The organism is Lascolabacillus massiliensis, assembly GCF_001282625.1.
Classification (GTDB): domain Bacteria; phylum Bacteroidota; class Bacteroidia; order Bacteroidales; family Dysgonomonadaceae; genus Proteiniphilum; species Proteiniphilum massiliensis.
Window position 1 is genome coordinate 168,346 of the sequence record NZ_CTEJ01000002.1, and the last position, 22,149, is coordinate 190,494.

Below are 22,149 nucleotides of genomic sequence, written 5' to 3' on the forward strand. Positions count from 1 at the left end.
GCAAAATGAGGTGCAAAATTAGATAATTTAATTGTAAATCACAAACTAATCATCTGATTTTTTCGAGATTATTATATGCATTTCCAATATTTTCAATTATATCGGAAGCAACAAATGATCTGGGATTAATTGATTTGGTTGTAAAATCTGCAGTCATACCATGAATGTAAACCCCTACTTTTGCGGAATCAATAGGATTATATCCCTGAGCAAGCAGACTTGTTATAATTCCGGTTAAAACATCACCGCTTCCGGCTGTTGCAAGTGCAGGAGTACCTGTACTGTTCATATAAATATTTTCAGAATCTATGATTAAAGTATATGCACCTTTCACAACAATTATCAAGTTATACTTTTGTGCGAATAACCTTGTTTTCTGAATTTTATCATAGTCGTCGCTCCATCCACCAACCAATCTTGAAAGTTCACCCGGATGTGGAGTTAATATAGTATCAGGTTTCAGTAGTTCTATCCAATTGTGGTTCGAGGAAAGAATATTTATTCCATCTGCATCTATAACCAATGGTACTTTATTATTAATTAAAAAATCGTGGAGTGCTTTTTTTGTCTCTTCATTTTGTCCCATTCCCACTCCAATACCAATTGCATCAGGCTTAATTTCGAAATCAATATTGGAGATATATCTTTCACCTCTATCCTCTATTGCCATCGCTTCGGGAAAATTGATCTGAATAACCTGTACACCACACTTTGGCATATACGCGGTAACTAATCCACACCCTGTTTTCAAAGCAGCCCTCGAAGCTAAACAAACTGAACCACACTTTCCAAGACTTCCACCCACTATGAGAGCATGACCTACAGTACCTTTATGTGCAAATAAATTCAGGGGCTTAATAAGTTTCGATATCTCACTTTTCTCAGTAAAGTAAATATTACTATCAGATTCGGAAATTGCTTGTTCATTCAATCCAATATCAATTATAGTAACATTACCAGTAAACAAGTTATTTTCCGGTAAAAACAGAGCCAGCTTTGGTATTTGAAATGTTACTGTTTCTGTGGCTTTAACAGCAAAAGTTGTTTTTCTTTCAAGAAAGAGACCGCTAGGCACATCTATACTGATAACTTTTGCGCCACTCTCATTTATTTTCCCAATTACAGATTCAGCAATTCCGGTGACATCTCTCGAAAGTCCGGTCCCGAAAATCCCATCAATAACCACATCATATTTACATATATCTGGTATTTGATCTTCATTATAAATTTTAATTATTGAAATATTCTCTGCTTTAGCACGGCGGAAATTATGAGCACAATCTTCGCTATATTGATTCTTATACTCAACAATACACACCTTTACACTGTAACCCGATTTATGTAGTAAACGGGCAATAAACAACCCATCTCCACCATTATTCCCTACTCCGGAAAAAATAAGTACAGAAGTGCTTTTATTAGAATATTTCTCGATGAACCAGTTGTAGAATGCAGTAGAAGCCCGCTTCATTAACTCAAGCGAAGAAATAGCTTCTCTTTTGATGGTCTCGGCATCTACATACCGAATCTGTTGTGAAGTGAGTATTTTCATAGATAGATCTTACCATGAAGAGTGCGCAGGATGAGACTCGAACTCACACGCCGTAACCGGCACTACCCCCTCAAAGTAGCGTGTATACCAATTTCACCACCTGCGCTTGATAAGGTGCCCGGAACAGGGGTCGAACCTGCACGTTGTTGCCAACACTAGTCCCTGAAACTAGCGCGTCTGCCAATTCCGCCATCCGGGCGTCAAATTTACAATTAAAAGAACGTTTTAATTAATATTCTATTTTGCGGATGCAAAGATAGAGGATTTTTCAAACTGTTACCAACATTTTCAGGATTTTATTTAAAAAAAAGAGAGCTATCTTTCACAGACAGCTCTCTTCGTCCACAATGAATGTTATAATGAATGTATAATAAAAATAATGAATCTTATAAAGTAACTGGTGTATAAGAACTTCTATAGCTTCTTATCCTTTTTCTTGCAACAGCAGGAGGTTCATTTTCCCTGTACTCTTCCAACACATCGCTCACCTCAACCGACTTACCTGCAGGTACTGCAATTTCTACTGTAATACTCTGTTTGCGATACCCTTGTTCAGCTGGTACAGAGAAAAACTCCGGCAATAATATGACTGAATCTTTTTGAACAATATTATAGCTGAATTGCTCAGCATCGCTCTTTGCCTGACGTAGATCATTTCCGTATGATGCTGCAATCTTCCTCACATGAAAAAGTGAATCAGTGCTTTGTCTTATCTGCAGATTTATGGAGTTAAAGAGTAATGAATCTTCGTTTACATTTTTATATGGAAGTTCATCTATTCCAGGATTATATCCAAAACCGAATCTATATTCTGCATAATCATTACGATATGGCTCCATCTCTATATATAATTTTCCAGAAGTGGTAGGATTCAAGACCAAAGTCTCTTCATCAGAAGCTTGTGCTTTGAATTTATCAGCCACTTCAGATGCAAGTATACCTGACATAACAAGACCCGAGAACCACAATATTGAGACAACAACACCAATAAACGGGCGTGATTTAGCTTTCATAACACGGCGTATAATCCATATTATAATTGAAATAATAGGTACAACTGTAAGAGCTATTAAAGAAGCTATCAGAAGGTTATTTTCATATCCCGGATCAATAAAAAGCGACTTAAGCGATATTAGCTGTGTGCCTGCAAAAAACAGACCTCCAAAAACTGCAAGTAGTGTCAGTGCAAATATTCCGGCAAATGTAAAAAACACTATTTTTAAGAGAACCATAAAGACATTCATACATCCAGATCTTTCTGAACTAGCCGAATCTGAATATTTCCTCTCACTTTTCGGAGGTTCAGGAGGCATTTGTGTATTATTGTTCTTGAAACTGTTCTCAGAACCAGTATTATCAGCTGCATTTTTGGATTTAGTGCTTGCAACATTATCATTAACCCTGTTTCTGATATTTTTTATATAGTCATCTTCGCCCATCATCTCGAGCTTCTGTTTCACTGTCTTAGCCTCAGGCACAATAGCCCAAAGCACTAAATATAACAATAATACACTGCCATTTATATTCCAGTTAAAATCAACATCCTTAAAAAGGTGACTCAGTGGAAAAAATGATATGATTCCAAATATATTTATAAAAAGAGGCAATATAAAAATCAGACGGGGTATCCATGACTCAATCTTAAAATAAGCTGCTATACCACCACAAATACCTGCTATATACTTATCATTTGGATTTCTGTAAAGTCTCTTAGTCACATTAGATTCAAGCGGTTTAGCTTTAAGTACAATCCAAAGAATTATATATACCCAGAATAAAATCCCGAAGAAAATCACAAACAACAGTCTAATCCATGTTGGATCAATTTTAAAATAATGTGCAACTCCACTACATACACCACCAATGATTTGATCTTTTGAGTTTCTGTTAAGAGTTCGTGGTTCTTCTTCAGACTTAAGTTCAGATTCTTCTGAAACCTCTTCATCTATTTTCTTAGATTCAGATTCTGAATCTACTTTATACTCAGTATCAAAATCTTCAGGTCTACCAATACTGTTAATTATTGATTCAACGTCATCATCAGTAATACAATTGATTCCTAATTTCAACCTATTTCCGAATAACTCAGCAATACGGTTCTCAATGTCGTTAACAATTTCATCACCACCATCCTCTTGGGAAAAATACTTTTTCAGGCTTTCGATATATTGCTTCAATATTTCGTAAGCAGTTTCTTCAATTGCAATAACTTGTCCCTGGAAATTAATATTGATTACCTTTTTCATACGATTAAATATATTTTTTGCAAGTATTCGGATTTATTCGTCGCCATTATTATCAGTTACACTCTCTACCCTATCTTCACTCTTTTCCTCTTCATCTGCTTCTGATGAAGCCTCTAAATCAGCACATATGTCATCAGATTTCTGACGAGTCAATGTCTCTACTCCTGTAGCAAGCTCATTCCATGTAGTCTCAAGGAGCGAGTAAAAAGCACACCCTTTTTCGGTCAGACTAAAATATTTTCTTGGGGGGCCAGATGTACTTTCTACCCATTGATAGCTTAATACTTCGGCATTCTTAAGCCTGTTGAGTAATGGATAAAGCGTTCCCTCCAGAAGTTGTAGACCGGCATTTTTCATCTCCTCAATGATATCTCCCGGGTAAGCTTCTCCTCTTTTTATTATTGAAAGAATACAATACTCCAAAACTCCCTTTCGCATTTGACTTTGTGTATTCTCTATATTCATGATCTTATTTATTTATCTTAAAATATACCTGTGCCCGATTTTTTTTTATACAAATATACTTTAAGCAAGGTATTATGCAATACAAAGTACCAAATGATTTTACTAATTTAACGTTATTTAGCAACAAAGATATTAAAAACAATTATTATTTAGCTATTCTAACACTTTATTTGTTGCAGCAAAATATTTAATCTATATTTGTAATACTAATTTAGAAGTTATGTCGCTAAAAGGAAAACATATAGTTTTAGGTATAACAGGCAGTATTGCAGCCTATAAATCAGCAGTACTTACCAGATTACTTGTAAAGCAAGGTGCTGAAGTGCAGATTGTAATCACGCCAGCAGGAAAAGAATTTATCACTCCTGTTACTTTATCAGCTTTATCAGGAAGAGCTGTGATTAGCGAGTTCTTTGCTACCGGTGATGGTACGTGGCACAGTCATGTTGACCTGGGCTTATGGGCTGATTTGATGATTATTGCACCTGCCACAGCTTCTACACTGGGTAAAATGGCTAATGGAATTGCTGATAATATGCTGATAACTACTTACCTCTCAATGAAAGCACCTGTATTTGCTGCTCCGGCAATGGACCTGGATATGTTTAAGCATGTATCTACTCAACGAAATATTCAGAGACTTATTGATGATGGTGTGCATATAATTGAGCCTGGTATAGGAGAGCTTGCCAGTCATCTCGAAGGTAAAGGCAGAATGGAGGAACCTGAGAATATTGTTGCAATACTGGATAAATTTTTCAGTTCAGATAGTGTAACTTCTAAAGCAGACGATTTAAATAAAAAAAAAATTCTGATAACAGCGGGACCCACTTATGAGCGTATTGACCCTGTCAGATTTATAGGCAATTTCTCTTCAGGCAAAATGGGTTATGCCATAGCGGAAGAGTGTGCCTCACGAGGTGCCGAGGTAACTCTTATTACCGGACCTGTTAATCTCACAGCAACAAATAAAAATATCAAAACTATTAATGTAGAATCGGCTGAGGAGATGTTCCAAGAATCTATGAATATATTTCCTCAGATGGATATAGCTATTTTATCTGCTGCTGTTGCCGACTACAAGCCATCTCATTCAAAAGACAAAAAGATTAAGAGAAAAGAGAGTGAGAAAATTACAATTGATCTTACTCCTAATCCGGATATTGCCGCCTCACTTGGGAAAATTAAAAGGTCTGACCAACTTCTTATCGGTTTTGCATTGGAAACCAATGATGAAGAGGCTAATGCTATAAAAAAGCTGGAGAAGAAGAATTTCGACTATATAGTACTCAACTCTTTGCAGGATGAGGGAGCTGGTTTTGGAAAGGATACAAATAAGGTGACAATAATTTCCCGAAAAGGTGAAAAGGTGGCATTCGGATTAAAATCTAAGAAAGAGGTTGCAGTTGATATTATTAACACTGTTTTATTCTCAAATTTTCATAAATAAGTCTTTTATTTTTTGTACTTTAGTTCAATTCTTTTTATTTATAAGCAAACTACAGTACATCTATTGCCTCTCATAATAAGGCATAACATTTTAATGTGTAAAAACCACTAATAATGATTTTTAGAACTTCTCGATATATATCTGTTTTACTAGTACTACTGTCTACATTATCAGCATATTCTCAGATTTACAGATATCCTGTAAACATACCTCCTGCATTAAGTGGAGGTTTTGGGGAGCTTAGAAGTAACCATTTTCATTCCGGAATCGATTTCAAAACTCAACAGGCTGTTAACAAGCCCATTTTGGCTATTGAAGATGGTTATGTTTCAAGAATAAGTGTATCTCCGGGAGGATATGGACTTGCTCTGTATCTTGATCACCCGTCAACCGGACACACGAGTGTTTATGCTCACCTGAACAGTTTTTCGAAAGAGATTGCCGATTATGTGAAATCAAAACAATATGAGCTTGAAAGCTACAGTATTAATCTTTATCCTGAAGCAGAATTATTTCCTGTAAAACGTGGACAGCAGATTGCTTTGAGTGGCAATACGGGCAGTTCAGGTGGTCCGCATCTCCATTTCGAGATACGTGATTCCAAGTCTGAAGATCCTTTAGATGCTCTTGAATTTTTACCTGCAATAGCTGATACTCAAAAGCCCGACTTGAGAGGAATTGCTTTTTATCCTGTTAAAGACAGGGGGATTATTAATGGTTCAATAGACCCAATCAGAATTAATATCAGTAAGGATGCCAATGGTAATCCGGTGCGACTTGGCAGAACAATTAATGCATGGGGTCTTATTGGTATAGGAGTTAAGGCATATGATAGAATGAATGGTCAGAATAACATTTATGGGGTAAAGTATATCAGATTGTTTGTTGATGGTAACCCTGTCTTCAGCAGCACAATCAACCGATTTTCTTTCTCTGATACAAGAATGTTGAACTCTTTTATCGACTTTGTTGACTTCAAGAAGAACAGATCCTACTTTATGAAGTCGTTTATTGAACCTGGTAACTCCCTACCCTTCTACAACTCTATAAATAATGGGTATGTTGAAATAGATGAAGAAAGGGAGTATGACTTTCATTACGAACTTGAAGATCATTATGGTAACACACTGAGTTACAGATTTAAGGTTAACGGAATGCAACAACCTATTCAAAAAACAACTGAATGTAAAAACAGGATGTTGTGGAATACAGATAACTCCTATCTGGAAATGGGATCCAGCATTTATATCCCATCAGGTAACCTCTATTCTGATTTATGTTTCAATTACGAAAAAGAGAAAAACAGCAGCTACTATTCTGACATTCATTCACTGCATAACAATCCGGTACCTCTACATAACAGTGCTGATCTATGGATAAAACTAAATAGTGATACTCTTAGCAACAAGAATAATTATGGCATTGTCAGACTTAATGATAACGGCTCCGACAGTTGGGTTGGGGGCAAATATAACAGAGGCGGGATTTCAGTTTCAATAAGAGAACTGGGAGATAGTTATGCTATATCGGCAGACACTCAGCCACCTGTAATCACTCCTCTGGCACCGGAAAACTGGACTAGTCAGCGACGTATTCGGATAAGGCTTACTGACAATAAAAGTGGGGTTGCCTCATTCAGAGGCGAGATCAATGGTGAGTTTGTGCTGTTTACTCACGATTCTAAATCATCTGTATATACTTATGATTTTGATGAATCGAGACTCCCTAAGGGAGAGAAGCTAACTTTAGTATTTACTGCAACTGATGCCGCAGGAAACAGCAGCGAATACAGGAAACAGCTATAATCCCAATGTAGCTTTCACAAGCATTATCTCTCTTTCACTACCTGTGTGCTTACCTTCTACATCTGATAGCTTCACACACTCCTGCCACTCCTCTTTTGCTGTCATTTTACAGCGAAAGAGCTTCATGACAATATTCATGCTTTTTATTTTTGATGAGACATCATTGGTAAGGTTAGTGCCAATTCCAAAAGTTGATCCTATTCGATTGTTGCAGTAATTCTTAATTTCTATTGCTTTATCTACATTAAGACTATCTGAGAACACCAGATACTTCATCTTTGGATTAATTCGCAACTCTTCATATCTGCGAATTACTTTATCAATAAAAACAAACGGATCTCCACTATCATGTCTCAGACTTGTAAACAATGCTGCATGTTTCTTACTGAAATTGCGAAGGAAAACATCGGTTGTATATGTATCAGTGAGAACAGTGCCAAGATCACCATCAAAAACATTTATCCAATCTTCCATTGACATATAATTGGCCATCTTATAGCCATATATTGATCCATGAAACTGAACCCATTCATGCGGATGAGTGCCTGAAACACTAAGGTTGTGCTTGTATGCCATGTAAACATTACTGGTGCCATATAAACTATCACCTGCATGTTGCTTAAGAAGCTCTGTAACTCTGTCTTCCACTTCAAAGCTAAACCTACGCCGCATTCCAAAGAGTGAAAATGTTATATCATGCTCTTTCATTCTCATCGCTTTTTCAATAGCAGCCTCCTCCATATACTTCCTGTCGGGATATTTTCCCATCTCCCTGAAAAACAGCTCTGACACTGTTGCAAGTATAGGAGTTTCCCAAAGTGTCACCCTATAAAGGAGTCCTTTAGCGTTTATATGTAGCTTTTTATCTTCAAGCCTGATATCAACCTCAGAGGGGTCAAATCTGAAACCTTTAAGGAAATCTATATAAGTGGGTGGTAAATATGGCATCTGTTGCCTGATAAAATTCTCCTCTCCTTGAGAAAGTGATAAAGTTGACATCTTCTCTATCTCTTTTTTCAGCAGTATGTCAAACCCATCAGGATAATCACCATTACTCCTATCCACAAATTCAAACTCTCCATGTGCTCTTGGGAAAAGCTTGGAATAAGCATAGCTTGTTGTAAACTTATAAAGATCTGTATCAAGCAGACTTCTAATAACACTCATATTTTACTGAATTAATGATATCAACTGTTGTTAAATAAATAATTAATAATCTTTTCAGATTAGCCGATAATTAAAATTATTAATAGTTAAAACATTTATAGTATAGATTCGTTCAAATTTATCCGATTTTAATATAACAATTTTGCAGAAACAAAACCATTGGATATCAGTAATAATCTCGTTATTCATTATTTGATATATAAATATAGGACAGAAGGTACTCATTATGCAAAACAGGTAATATAGTCATCAATATTGTATATCGAAATATTATTAAGACAATAGATTGGCTGAATTTTAATCTTGTTTGGCCTTTACCCTTGCCTTCTCTTCCTTCTAAATATATAAGGTATATAAGAAGAAGGTAAGAACAATGTAAGAACAAGGTAAGAATAAGGTATGGGTAATGTACAGGTTGAATAGCGGTTCTGCAAAATAAATAAAGGGATGCAACTGTTTATTGCATCCCTTTAAAAAATATAATCAAATCAAAATTGTTTCAAATCATATCTTCAATATTCCAGACAAATGCTCTTAAGCCAAGGTTGGGTGACTCATTATCCAGATCTTTTAGATATTTCAATAAAAGTGGAACCCTGTCATCTTCTACAATTGTGAGAATTGAATTATTAACTGAAGGCCACGCATGAGAACCATAATGAGGAATTCCATTTTTACTGCCTCTGCCATGAACTTCTCTCCAGGAAGTAAATCCGCGTATATTTAATGTGTTCAGATTTTCAACAATCTCATCGTAGTGAGCCTGGTCTAATACAATCATTACTGCTTTCATAAATCTCTTTTTTTCATTTATTCTAACTAATTACTACCTGTTTTCCTCAATAACTAAACGATGTTTCTTACGTCTGCGACGAACACCATAACCCGCCATCATAGAATAAAGCGCAGGTATTAGTATAAGTGTAATAATTGTGGAGAATGTCATACCACCAATAATTGCTATACCAAGTGCACGCCACATTTCGGAACCTTGTCCGGTACCTATTGCAAGAGGTATCATACCCAAAATAGTAGTTAAAGTTGTCATCAATACCGGACGTAACCTCGAGCGTCCACCATGAACTACTGCTGTAATAATTGACATACCTCTTTCACGATTCAGGTTGATATAGTCGATAAGCACAATAGCATTTTTTACAACCATACCCACAAGCATGATAAGTCCCACATATCCCATTATTCCCAGTGGCTCACCGGTTATCGCAAGTAGAAGCAATCCACCCGTAAAAGCAAAAGGAATTGTAAGAATAATCATAAACGGATAGGTGAGAGATTCAAACTGAGATGCTAGTACAATATATACAAGAATTGATACTATCAACAGAAGGAGTGCAAGCTCGGCGAAGGACTCTTGCTGATCTTCGAGAGTACCACCAATTTCTATCTGCACACCTGTTGGAACATCAATCTGTGCGAGAATTGCATCGACATCTTTAACTACCTCACTCAAGGCTCTGCCGTATATTGTTCCAGTAACTGTGACAATTCTTTCACGGTCCTGCCTGTCGATTTGAGGTAGTGAAGAAGATTCTACTACCGTACCCAGATCTCTTACTCTAACTCCAAAACCCATTGGGTTATAGATTAGGATATTTTCAATATCCTCGATAGATTGACGATATTGCTCTTCAAAACGAACACGTATGTTATACTCTTCACCATCTTCACGATAACGTGACATTACCAGACCGTTTATTCTGTTACGAACTGCATTAGAAGCTGTTGCCATATTAAGACCATTCAGTGAAAGTTTTTCGCGATCGAACTGAATCTGATATTCCATCCTATAGTCCTTACGTGAAATAACAATATCTCTTAATCCATCTACTTCAGATAATTTACTGTTCAGTTCTGCAGCGATAGCATCTGTAACTGCAAGATCATATCCGAAAACTTCCACTGCAACATTGTTTCCTCCTGCCATTCCCATATCACCACCACCAGGCATCACCTGGAAGCGATTGAGTTCCGGCATTGAAGCGAGATCATTTCGCATCTCATCTGAAATATCATATATAGTTTTATCTCTATATTTAGCTTCCTTGAGTCGGATGTTATATGTCATAATATTTGGGGCATTATCCTGCATTGCTGCGTAAGTATCACCTTCACCGGCAGTACCAACTGAAAAAGAGATAATTTCAATTTCCGGATATTTATCCCTCAAGTTATTTACAATATTATGTCCAACCTCCCTTGCAACTTCCATACGTGTACCTGTTGGCATCTCAATAGTTAATCCTATACTATTATTGTCTGATTCAGGCATGAAGCTTGTTTTAAGAGTAATAGCGGAAATAATTATACTTATTATGAATATCACAACAACTCCAAACAGTGTTGTTCTCCTTCTTCTTGAAACCCAGTTTACCAACTTGCTATATCCATGATCAAGTTTATCGAGCGCAGGTAATATGTTGTTGTGATACCATCTGTCGAACCCATTCATTTTAACATCTTTTACTGAGCGCAACATATGTGAACTCATCATTGGTGTGAGAGTAAGTGATATTATCAATGAAAGAGAGATGATAATAGTAACCATCCAGCCCAACTGTTTAAACATAACTCCTGCAAAACCGCCTACCATTGTCATCGGCAGGAACACTGCAATAATGGTTAGTGTTGATGCGATAACAGATAGCGAAACCTCTTCTGTTCCATAAACAGCTGCCTGCTTTGGACGACTGCCTCGTTCGATATGAGAAGTAATATTTTCAAGTACAACGATAGCATCATCAACTACCATACCTATGGTGATGGAGAGAGCCGAAAGAGATATGATATTTATAGAGTTACCCGTTATAAAAAGGTATATGAATGATCCGATAAGCGAAATTGGGATTGTAACCATTACAATAATGGTTGCACGCCATCTGCCCAGGAAAAACAGTACTACTATACCAACAATTATCAAAGCCAGGAAAATAGTCTCAAGCAAACTATTGATTGATGTTTTAATGTAGTCTGATGTATCCATTACAGACTCAATCTCAATATCTGGTGGCAGAGACTTCTGCAGTTCAGGCAATGCTGCATTAACAGCATCTGCAATTGCAACAGTATTAGCCCCTGATTGCTTTTGTACAATTATACTTGCACTTCGTCTGCCATTAGTATAGTTTTCCTGTACTCGTGATTCAAGAGTATCGCTAACAGTTGCAACATCTCTTAGATATACAGGACGCCCCATGCTGCTTCCAACAACTATATCATTCAGATCTTTACTATTCTTGAATTCACCTTCAAGACGTAACATATAAGTTTGGGAACCTATATCGATGTTACCAGCAGGTACGTTTACATTTTCAGCAGCAATTACCTGTGCAATCTGTTCTAGTGACATGTTATATGCTTCAAGCTTGGCTGGTACTACATTTACCTGCACTTCACGCTGAGGGGCACCTCCTACCGATACAGTTCCTACTCCTGTAATACGATTTAAGGGGTTTGCAACCTGCTCATCAAGAATCTTATATAATGCATTGGCACTTTCTTCTGCTGTAGCCGAAAGGACTACTACAGGTATCATGTCTGAACTGAATTTAAGAATCATGGGATCTTCAGTGCCATCGGGAAGAAACCCCGATATTAGGGACACTTTATCTCTCACATCATTCATTACAGCATCCATATCGGTACCATAATCAAACTCAAGCATTATCATTGATAAGCCGTCTCTCGACTGAGATGTAATCTCTTTTAGTTTCTCGGTTGTATTTAATACATCCTCGAGTGGTCGTGTAACATTTGCTTCCACATCCTGTGCTCCCGCACCCGAATAGGTGGTCATGACCGACACAATATTAAGGTCGATATTGGGATAGAGGTCGATTGGCAACTGTCTGTAAAACAGAAGTCCAATCAGTACAACTCCGATAAAAATTAGTGATGTTCCCACGGGATTTTTTACCGCGGTTTCATATATTTTCATATATCTGTTCTATTTTATCCTATTTATATCTTAGATAACACATAATTAATTAATCTATCACTTCAACTTCCGAACCATCAATAAGGTTGGTATTTCCATGAATAATTACCTTGTCTCCGGCATTTAATCCCGAAATGATCTCATACTTGTCATCAATTCTTGCACCTAGTTGAACTATAGTATATTTTGCTTTACCGTTCTCTTCAACAAATACATAGCGGTCGTTTGATCCTACCTGCTTAAGCACTGCTAAATCGCTGAGCAGAGGACGGTCATTTGTTCCAAAATTCATTTTCACGCGTGAGAACATACCTGGACGAAGCTTCTGATTATTATTTGGAACTGAAACCTCAACTGTGAAAGTGTGTGATACCGGATCGATTGTGGGGTATATCAGGGATATCTTACCTTCAAACACCTCATCTCCAAGGGCATCAGCTTGTACTTCAACTGGCATTCCAATTTTTACCTGACTGTAAAATCTTTCGGATACATTAAGTGTAACCTTCACAGGGTTCATACTCTCAATTGTTAGAATTGGCAATTGCATTGCTACGTCACCCGGATCGTAATTACGAGCGGTTACTACTCCATTTAGGGGACTTACGAGTTTGGTATTTTCTCCCAAGTTATTCATTGCTGTTTCTGCAACATCCAGCTGAGTTTTTACCTGATCGAGCTGCTGTTTTGAAATACCTCCTACTTCATACAACTCTTTATATCTTTCGAAATCTCTCCTTAAAGTAGCAACCTGTGTTTCCTGTTGTGAATAAGTAGAAGCATCCATTGCAACAAGTACCTGACCTTTTCTTACTTGTGATCCAACTTCAACATAAATCTCACGAATACGTCCTCCCATTGCAGGAGCGATATTGTTTACCTTATCGGCCTCAACAGTTGCAGTAAATGTGGAAATCTGATCTACGGGAACCAGTTTAACCTCTTCCACACGCACTTTTGTCTTTTGTGATGCTTCACTTTCTGTGCTTTCGGTTTGTCCCGATCCACCACATGATAATAGCAGAGCAATCGACAGTAATGGAATAAACTTAAATAAGTTTTGCATTTTCATAAAGTTATATTGTTTTTATTTTTCAGTTTATTAAATATTAAATTCTAAATATTGTATATCACCAGTTAATATCTTCAATAGGTGCAATCTCATAACCGATAACCTTTTCCAAATCGGCCTTTGCAGCCAGATAGTCATATATAGCATTTCTGTTTTGAAGTTCTGCATTAAGAACGGCAAGTGCAGCTGCATTTACATCAACAATTGTTCCCATTCCTGTTTCATATCTCTTCAAGGTTATTTCGTGACCCCTGCGAGCCAGTTCTACAGAAGACTGTGAGGCTATTACCTGTTCTATATTTTTGTTTATCAGATCAAAATTATTTTTTATGGATAGCTTTAATGATCTCTCCAGATTTTTACGCTGTTCCCCTAGCTGGTGCAGTTGGATTTCTGACTGTTTTACATTATGATATCGCTGTCCACCGCTAAAAAGAGGAATTTGAAGTGTTATTCCAATTGTTGAATATGGATCCCAACGATAATCACTGAATCGAAAGTCGTTATTCTGACTCATATAAGTCCAATTGAAAGAAGTAACAAGTGAAGGTGCATACTGCAGCTTCTGTATCTCATATGCATTTTTTGCCTGCTGAGCCTGTAAATCGAACTGCTTAATATCACTATTCTGCAATAATGACGTATCTGCAGGTATTATAATGTTTGAAATTGTAGCTTCATATTCATCAAGTGATCCCGTTACTTTTAGTGGTAAATCACCATCGATACCCATTAGCATATTCAATTGAAGTTCTGCAATCTTTCTCATATTTTCTGCCTGCAGAATATTGGGGATCAGACTCTTTAACCTAACCTCGGCAGTAACAACATCATACTCAGCAACTATGCCCTGGTTATATCTATTTTTAATATTAACAAGGTTTAATGAGTCGGTCTCATATGTGAGCTTTAATACATTATAACTATCCTGAGCAAGTAATAGACTGAAGTAGGCTTTCTTAACCTGGTTGATAAGATCAATTCGCGAAGCTCTGGCCTGCTCCATTGCGAGTCGTATATCCACTTCGCTCATCTGAATATTCTTCCATAATGAGGGAACAACCAATGGCATATTCACATTAAGACCTGCAGTCCATACATTAAAACGTCCCATTTGAATTCCATCACCTGATGATTCTGGATCAGGTGACATCATTTTACCAAATACTTCTAAAATCTTAAGTTCTTCGGGAGTATAATCATTTGGATCTATATCACCCCCGAAACCAAATCCTTCATCAAAATATACTGTTTGCCTTTTAATTGCACGCTGATACGATCCAATTACATCCATCTGAGGAAATAATGCACCATATGCGCTTTTTTTAGCATACTCCTTCTTTTTAATTTCCATATCAGCCACTTTCACGGTGGGATTTTCACTCAGTGCAATTTCCAGTGCACTGTTTAAATCGATGTGCAAACTATCAGTTTGCTGAGCATTTGCAACGTTCAGTCCATTAAGACTGAGTAACATCACTAAAAGCATCATTAACATCTTTGGATTCATAATAGATTTATTCATCTTTCAACTTAAATACTTTATTTTATTTTTATACCTTCGAATCAATGAACTAATAAAACTCATTTATTAAACGACTTATCTCTATTAATTACTCTTTTCTTTTTCGAGATAAGCATCAATTATTTTTATTCCTTTCTCTGTCGATATGCCTCTGACAAAATTTATCATCATTGTCTTGAATAGTTCATTAAAAGAGAATGGTGGTTTTTCTATGTATGAGGCTCGTAAATAGGTGTGTGTGCTCTCTTCAACTAAAAATGCAGCTATCTTAATATTAAGATCTTCACGTATATATCCCTGATTAATACCCTTTTGCAAAAACTCTTGTAAGAAATTATTATTCTCTTCCATATTTTTCTGGATCAATGCTGCTACTTTAGGATAATATTTATATATATCCTGAAAGAATTTAGCATTACACTCGGGCATTTGAGACTGTATCTCGATAACTTTCAAGAAAACCTCAACTACATTATAATCATCAGAAAGGTATTCTTGAAAAGCCAAATTACGATCATCTCTTAGCTTGATCATTAGAGAAGTAAGGATATCCTCTTTATCCTTAAAATTCTCGTATATAGTTCTTTTAGATATTCCCAAAGATGTTGCAAGCTCATCCATTGAAACACTTTTTATGCCATATACGAAGAATAAATCTTCTGCTTTCTTTAATATTCGATCTTTTATTTCCATTTGCTGCGTTTTAAAATGCGTGCAAAGGTAATTAGTAAAACTTGAAAACTCAAAACAGTTTTCCAGGTTTTAACATACTTTATTATAAGATCTTTTCATATTTTACAATTTAAGTACATCTCTGAGGGATTTATAACCTGAAGCGCTGGCTCTGATTTGGTCTCCGTTGTTAAGTGTTAGCATTTGATTTTGCTTTTCGTATAGCTCAATGCGTAGTATTTTTTCAACATTTACAATATAAGATCTATGAACTCTTACAAATTTTGATTGAGGTAAACCTGCTTCATAATACTTCATAGTATCCTCTTTCATATATTTACCATGATCAGTAACTATTTTTACGTAATCACCATCAGCCTCAATATATATGATATCCTGAACAAGAATTACATGAATTTTATTTCCTACTTTCACGGCAATACGTTCTATTGCTTCTGAACCTTCATCTGTCTGTTCCGGATTTAGTTTAGTTTCATTACTATCTGCTTTGAAATCTGTATCTGGCTCTGTTTCTATTTTATTTTCCACAACAACCATTTTATAATGTATAAACTGAATATCAATAATATATAACAACAACCCTATGAATGCGTTCATTGGAATTATATCAACAAACTTCTCAATATTTTCACTTCCAAGAATATAGTAGGAGGTAGCAAAACTTAGGCCTACCCAAACTGCTGTTACAAGAATACCTAATGCAAAATAATTTATAAATTGCTGTATAGGTTCAAGTTTTACATAGTTAGCTGATGGAATTACTATCAATAATAATCTGCATATTCCCAAAAGCAATAATCCATCGATCATACTTTTCAGTAAAAATATATTGAAAGAGAATGAAACGAGTGGTTGATATGCGAGGGTGTTCAACACAGCAAAAATGGCACTTAGAAGTAAAAGTATCAACCATTGAATCTGTGTATATGTGAATATAAATTTCATTCTTTAATTTATGTCTATAGAATTGAGCATCCTCCGAATGTAAGATTTCCTTGCAGAATCAATTTCCTTGATTGATCAGTTTGAGAAACTAATCTTTTATCTTCAACTCCACCTAATACTGTATGAATTCTTGTTTCGACAAGCCAGCTGTCAGGTATGTATAGTTCTATTCCACCGAAAATTGCAGATATATCCAGATAGGTCTCCCCTTCAGGAAGTGTGGTTTTGCGAAGGTCAAGAACTACACCGCCAAAAACTGCACTTATACTTCCACCATTAAATACAGGGTCTAAAAATATACTTTCTGAGCCACCAAAAGTTACATTTTTATTAATTACACCATCTCTATTTTCTGTTGATTGAAATTGCATTGAACGGTTTCCACAACCTCTCATACTCCTGTTTCTGCCAGAAATAACATTAAAAACAATTACTATTCCAACTATAATTAGCAGTAATGGCCAATAAACATTCGTAAAATTATCTTGAATACCGCTTAAATAGTCAGGATATGCTTCTGCTAATCTGGGTAGTAGAAAAAATATACCTGCAATAAGCCAAATAAATCCAAAAGCAAAGTCTCTCTTTGAGAAGCTGATTACAGATAGTATAATAAATATAAAAGGCCATGAAAAAACAACAGATCTGAGAACAGGGTCAATCCATCCAAAATTAAAAGAAAGAAATAGAAACCCGGCAAGTATAAGAAGTATTCCAAAAGTAATTCCTTGTACTTTTGGAGTTTCATTTGGCTTAAATTTTTTTTCCATATGTAAAAATATTAAATTGTTTAAAATTTATCAATTATCTTAAAGTATTTAGCTATGTATATAACACTACTGAAATTACATGACTATGAATTAAGTTTCGCAAAGATATGCTAAGAGGGTTACCATGTACAATAATAAATCGATGAACATCATTAATTTCCCCGACGAATGAAGTAATTTCTACTGTAAATAATAGCTTATTTTACAAATAATGATAAAATAGTTATCTTTGAAATTAATATCTCAAGAAGTTAATATCATATGAAAAGCAAAAGGTATTTTATATTCTCGGTTCTGGCGATTAATCTATTATTTTCTGTCGGTTGCACAGGAGGTAAATCTAATGTAACAGAGATTAGTGAAATTGTTATCAATGGAGAATCGATGATTGATGAAAAAGTAATTGTTGAAGGATTATGTACTCATGTATGTGAAAAGAGTGGTATGAAACTATTTCTGAAGGATGAAAAGAGTGATTTCACAATACGTGCTGAATCAAGTGCTACTCTTGGTAAGTTTGATCCTGATTGTGTGGATAAATATGTAAGAGTTGTTGGTACAATTGCTGCAGATGAACAAATTGTTAACAGTACTAATACTCATCACACTGAGGAGTGTGAGTCAGAAAATTCACAAATAATATTTCACATTGAAGCTGAACATTATCAGATAATCGAGTAAAGAAAATTATAAACTATCGCATTATTTTTATAATTTTGTGCATATTATTATTTTTACTGCACAAAAACAATCAAAATGACAAATAACAAGTTGCGTAAAGATGCCCTTGATTATCACTCTCAGGGGCGTCCGGGAAAGATTGAGGTTTTACCTACCAAACCTTATAACTCTCAACATGATTTATCTTTAGCTTATTCACCGGGTGTTGCTGAACCATGCCTTGAAATAAAAAATGATCCGGGTGCTGCATATAAATATACTGCTAAGGGAAACCTTGTTGCAGTTATATCAAATGGAACAGCTGTTCTTGGTTTAGGTGATATAGGTGCCGTTGCAGGAAAACCTGTTATGGAAGGAAAAGGTCTTCTCTTTAAAATATTTGCAGGCATCGATGTTTTTGATATTGAGGTTAACGAGAAAGATCCTGAAAAGTTTATTCAGATAGTTAAAGCAATTTCTCCAACATTCGGTGGTATCAACCTGGAGGATATAAAAGCACCTGAGTGTTTTGAGATTGAGGAACGCCTGAAAGCAGAACTCGATATTCCTATTATGCACGACGATCAGCATGGAACTGCTATTATATCGGCGTGCGGACTACTTAATGCTCTTGAGCTTAATGGTAAAAAAATTGATGAAATAAAGATTGTTGTTAATGGAGCGGGTGCTGCAGCTAATTCATGTACTCAACTATATATTGCATTAGGAGCGAAACTTGAGAATATTGTGATGCTAGACTCAAAAGGTGTAATAAGTAAATATAGAACAGACCTTAATGAGCGCAAGAAACCATTTGCAACTGACAGAAAAATAACAACTCTTGAAGAGGCAGTTAAGGGTGCTGATATGTTTCTAGGATTATCTGTAGCTGATGTGCTGACTACAGACATGGTAAAATCGATGAGTAAAGATCCAATTGTTTTTGCACTTGCTAATCCTAATCCTGAAATTTCTTACGAGCTTGCAATGAGTGCAAGAGAGGATATAATATTTGCGACCGGACGTTCAGATCATCCTAATCAGATAAACAATGTACTTGGATTCCCATATATTTTCCGTGGTGCTTTGGATGTTCAAGCAACATGTATTAACGAAGAGATGAAAATTGCAACTGTTTATGCTCTGGCTGAACTCACAAAAAAAACAGTTCCTGATGTTGTTAATACAGCATACAGTATCAAAAAGTTACGTTTTGGCAGAGATTATATAATTCCTAAACCACTTGATCCAAGACTTCTTACAACTGTTGCTCCTGCTGTAGCTAGGGCTGCCATGGAGTCAGGTGTTGCCCGCAAGCCTATCGAAAATTGGGAGGAATATGATCATAAGCTGCGTGATCTTATGGGTCTTGATAATAAGATGGTGCGTAGAATGTACGAAATGGCGCGACTAAATCCTAAACGTGTTGTGTTCTCTGAGACTAATCATCTTAATATGCTTAAGGCTGCGGAAAATGCATATGCTGAAGGTATATGTCATCCTATTTTATTGGGAAATGAAGAGAAGATTGCAAAGATCGCAAAAGAGAACCAGATTAGTCTTAATGGAATAGAGATAGTTAATTTACGTCACGATCGTGAAGAAGAGCGTAGATTGCGTTATGCAGAAATCCTTTCCAAAAAGAGAGAACGTCAGGGAATGACTTTTGAAGAAGCTGCTGAGAAGATGTTCGAACGCAACTATTTTGGAATGATGATGGTTGAAACCGGAGAGGCGGATGCAATGATAACAGGTGTATTCAGTAAATATGCCGACACTATTGAAATTGCTAAAGAGGTGATTGGTATCCGTGAGGGTCTTAACCATATTGGTGCAATGCATATAGTAAACACTAAAAAAGGTATGCTGTTTCTTGCTGATACTCTATTCAACAGACATCCTGATACAGATACTTTGATAGACATAGCTAGATTGGCTGATGCTACTGTTAAGTTTTTCAATCATGATCCTGTAATAGCGATGGTTTCCTATTCTAACTTCGGGTCAGACTCAGTAGGCAGTCCTGCGAGCGTTCACCAGGTTGTTAAAACACTTCACGAAAGATATCCTGAAATGGTTGTTGATGGTGAAATGCAAGTTAATTATGCCCTGAATAAAGAATTGAGAGATAAGAAATATCCTTTTACACGTTTACGCGATAAAGAGGTAAATACACTTGTTTTCCCTAATCTGAGTTCAGCCAATGCTTCATACAAAATACTTAAAGAAACTGGAAAGAATGATATAATTGGTCCTATTCAAATGGGACTAAACAAACCGGTACATATTTTAGATGTAGATACTTCTGTGCGTGATATAGTAAATATGGTAGCCGTAGCAGTTATTGATGCAATTGTTGAAGAAAATATAAGATTAAATAATTTATCAAGAATAATTTAGGTATCTTCATCATTCAATAGAAACATATCTAATAAACAATCAAAATATTATGTCAAAAAGAAAAAGATTTATGCTTCCTGAAACGGAAATACCAACACAGTGGTATAATATTACTGCTGAGATGAAAAATAAACCTTTACCAATGATCAATCCACAAACAAAAGAGGAACTCAAAGCTGAGGATCTGTTTCCATTGTTTGCTGAGGAGCTATCACGCCAGGAAGTAAACCAAACTGATACATGGATAGATATTCCAGATGAAGTAAGAGATAAATATAAAATATATCGTCCCACTCCGCTGGTAAGAGCAACTGAACTTGAGAAAACACTTGATACACCAGCGCATATATATTTTAAAAATGAAAGTGTTAGTCCCGTTGGTTCACATAAATTGAACTCAGCATTACCACAAGCTTACTATAATAAAGTTGATGGAACAACTAACATTACTACAGAGACCGGAGCTGGTCAATGGGGTACCGCACTTGCATTCGCTGCCAAAGCATTTGGTCTTGAACTTGCAGTCTATATGGTAAAGATAAGCTACGAACAAAAGCCTTACAGACGTTCTCTTATGCAGACATGGGGTGCTCAGGTAATTGCATCACCAAGCATGTCTACCAAGGCTGGACGTAAAATCATTACCGACCATCCTAACTATCAGGGAAGTTTAGGTACTGCTATTTCTGAAGCCATTGAATTAGCAATGCAAACAGAAAATTGCAAATACGCTTTAGGAAGTGTTTTAAACCATGTTTCATTACATCAGACTATTATTGGACTTGAAGCTGAAAAACAGATGGAGATGGCAGATGAGTATCCGGATATTGTAATTGGTTGCTTTGGAGGTGGTTCAAATTTCTCAGGCATAAGTTTCCCATTCATGCGTCACAACTTCACAGGTGAAAAGAAAACACGTTTTGTGGCAGCTGAGCCTGCATCATGTCCTAAACTGACCAGAGGGGAATTTAAATATGACTTCGGAGATGAAACTGGTTATACCCCACTTATCCCAATGTTTACACTAGGACATAAGTTTACACCGGCAAATATTCATGCTGGGGGACTTCGATATCATGGCGCAGGTAGCATTGTTAGTCAGCTTCTTAAAGATGGCTATATTGAAGCAGTAGATATAAAACAGCTTGACTCTTTTAATGCTGGTGTATTATTTGCTCGTACTGAAGGTATTGTTCCTGCACCTGAATCAAATCATGCAATAGCAGCAGCAATTAATGAGGCTTTAAAAGCTAAAGAAGAAGGAAAGAAAAAAGTAATTCTGTTTAATCTTTCAGGACATGGCTTTGTAGACATGAGTGCTTATGATCAATTCCTCGCTGGTGATCTTACAAATCATGTAGTTTCGGACGAAGATATTAGTAAGTTTTTAACAGAAGTCTGATATAGCTGAAAATGAGTATTAACAAAGAGCTGAGACTAATTT

15 protein-coding genes, 2 tRNA genes and 1 pseudogene are annotated in these 22,149 nt (G+C 36.2%); 5 read left to right on the forward strand and 13 right to left on the reverse strand.

Going from position 1 to position 22,149, the window contains the following annotated elements; genetic code table 11:
• Window positions 1-49: 49 nt before the first annotated feature.
• The 5 genes and pseudogenes from BN1354_RS05475 to BN1354_RS05495 form a co-directional block, all read right to left on the reverse strand.
• Window positions 50-1,552: a bifunctional ADP-dependent NAD(P)H-hydrate dehydratase/NAD(P)H-hydrate epimerase gene (locus tag BN1354_RS05475; RefSeq protein ID WP_045089386.1), complete on the reverse strand. Its 1,503-nt coding sequence runs from the start codon at window positions 1,550-1,552 to the stop codon at window positions 50-52.
• A gap of 22 nt (window positions 1,553-1,574) precedes the next feature.
• A tRNA-Leu gene (locus BN1354_RS05480) sits at window positions 1,575-1,658 on the reverse strand.
• Between the two features lie 9 nt (window positions 1,659-1,667).
• A tRNA-Leu gene (locus BN1354_RS05485) sits at window positions 1,668-1,751 on the reverse strand.
• A gap of 187 nt (window positions 1,752-1,938) precedes the next feature.
• Complete coding sequence (locus BN1354_RS05490) at window positions 1,939-3,798, reverse strand: PspC domain-containing protein (RefSeq protein ID WP_053826481.1); 1,860 nt, start codon at window positions 3,796-3,798, stop codon at window positions 1,939-1,941.
• A 171-nt stretch (window positions 3,799-3,969) separates the two neighbouring features.
• Window positions 3,970-4,263 (reverse strand): annotated as a pseudogene (locus BN1354_RS05495) (PadR family transcriptional regulator); the annotation flags it as partial.
• Between the two features lie 220 nt (window positions 4,264-4,483).
• On the opposite strand from BN1354_RS05495, the gene coaBC reads away from it, so the two are divergent.
• On the forward strand, window positions 4,484-5,713 hold the full coding sequence (coaBC, locus tag BN1354_RS05500; RefSeq protein WP_045089384.1) for a bifunctional phosphopantothenoylcysteine decarboxylase/phosphopantothenate--cysteine ligase CoaBC: 1,230 nt from the start codon (window positions 4,484-4,486) through the stop codon (window positions 5,711-5,713).
• Between the two features lie 113 nt (window positions 5,714-5,826).
• Window positions 5,827-7,518, forward strand: coding sequence for a M23 family metallopeptidase (locus tag BN1354_RS05505; protein ID WP_053826482.1), 1,692 nt, complete (start codon window positions 5,827-5,829; stop codon window positions 7,516-7,518).
• On the opposite strand, the gene pncB is transcribed toward BN1354_RS05505, so the two are convergent.
• The 8 genes from pncB to BN1354_RS05545 form a co-directional block, all read right to left on the reverse strand.
• Entirely contained in the window at window positions 7,513-8,685 is a 1,173-nt protein-coding gene (gene pncB / locus BN1354_RS05510) for a nicotinate phosphoribosyltransferase (protein WP_053826483.1), read from the reverse strand. The two genes, BN1354_RS05505 and pncB, sit on opposite strands and share 6 nt — an antisense overlap.
• 499 nt (window positions 8,686-9,184) lie before the next feature.
• A complete protein-coding gene (locus tag BN1354_RS05515) occupies window positions 9,185-9,478 on the reverse strand; it encodes a PG0541 family transporter-associated protein (RefSeq protein ID WP_045089381.1) in 294 nt (97 codons plus the stop codon).
• A gap of 33 nt (window positions 9,479-9,511) precedes the next feature.
• Window positions 9,512-12,640 carry an efflux RND transporter permease subunit gene (locus BN1354_RS05520; protein ID WP_053826484.1) on the reverse strand — a complete coding sequence of 1,043 codons (3,129 nt, stop codon included), beginning with the start codon at window positions 12,638-12,640 and terminating at the stop codon, window positions 9,512-9,514.
• 49 nt (window positions 12,641-12,689) lie between these two features.
• The gene (locus BN1354_RS05525) at window positions 12,690-13,706 is read right to left on the reverse strand and encodes an efflux RND transporter periplasmic adaptor subunit (RefSeq protein WP_082057431.1); all 1,017 of its coding nucleotides are present in this window, start codon (window positions 13,704-13,706) and stop codon (window positions 12,690-12,692) included.
• 64 nt (window positions 13,707-13,770) lie between these two features.
• Window positions 13,771-15,237 carry a TolC family protein gene (locus BN1354_RS05530; RefSeq protein WP_045089378.1) on the reverse strand — a complete coding sequence of 489 codons (1,467 nt, stop codon included), beginning with the start codon at window positions 15,235-15,237 and terminating at the stop codon, window positions 13,771-13,773.
• 84 nt (window positions 15,238-15,321) lie between these two features.
• Complete coding sequence (locus tag BN1354_RS05535; protein WP_053826485.1) at window positions 15,322-15,930, reverse strand: TetR/AcrR family transcriptional regulator; 609 nt, start codon at window positions 15,928-15,930, stop codon at window positions 15,322-15,324.
• A gap of 102 nt (window positions 15,931-16,032) precedes the next feature.
• Window positions 16,033-16,875 (reverse strand): LytR/AlgR family response regulator transcription factor, encoded by an 843-nt coding sequence (locus BN1354_RS05540; protein WP_045089376.1) that lies wholly within the window; start codon window positions 16,873-16,875, stop codon window positions 16,033-16,035.
• Between the two features lie 14 nt (window positions 16,876-16,889).
• Entirely contained in the window at window positions 16,890-17,645 is a 756-nt protein-coding gene (locus BN1354_RS05545; RefSeq protein WP_053826486.1) for a LiaI-LiaF-like domain-containing protein, read from the reverse strand.
• A gap of 261 nt (window positions 17,646-17,906) precedes the next feature.
• On the opposite strand from BN1354_RS05545, the gene BN1354_RS05550 reads away from it, so the two are divergent.
• The 3 genes from BN1354_RS05550 to BN1354_RS05560 all read left to right on the forward strand — a co-directional run bounded on the left by BN1354_RS05550 (window position 17,907) and on the right by BN1354_RS05560 (window position 22,107).
• A complete protein-coding gene (locus tag BN1354_RS05550; protein WP_053826487.1) occupies window positions 17,907-18,326 on the forward strand; it encodes a hypothetical protein in 420 nt (139 codons plus the stop codon).
• Between the two features lie 75 nt (window positions 18,327-18,401).
• Window positions 18,402-20,705, forward strand: coding sequence for an NADP-dependent malic enzyme (locus tag BN1354_RS05555; RefSeq protein ID WP_045089374.1), 2,304 nt, complete (start codon window positions 18,402-18,404; stop codon window positions 20,703-20,705).
• Window positions 20,706-20,754: 49 nt separating this feature from the next.
• A complete protein-coding gene (locus BN1354_RS05560) occupies window positions 20,755-22,107 on the forward strand; it encodes a TrpB-like pyridoxal phosphate-dependent enzyme (RefSeq protein ID WP_053826488.1) in 1,353 nt (450 codons plus the stop codon).
• Window positions 22,108-22,149: the final 42 nt, after the last annotated feature.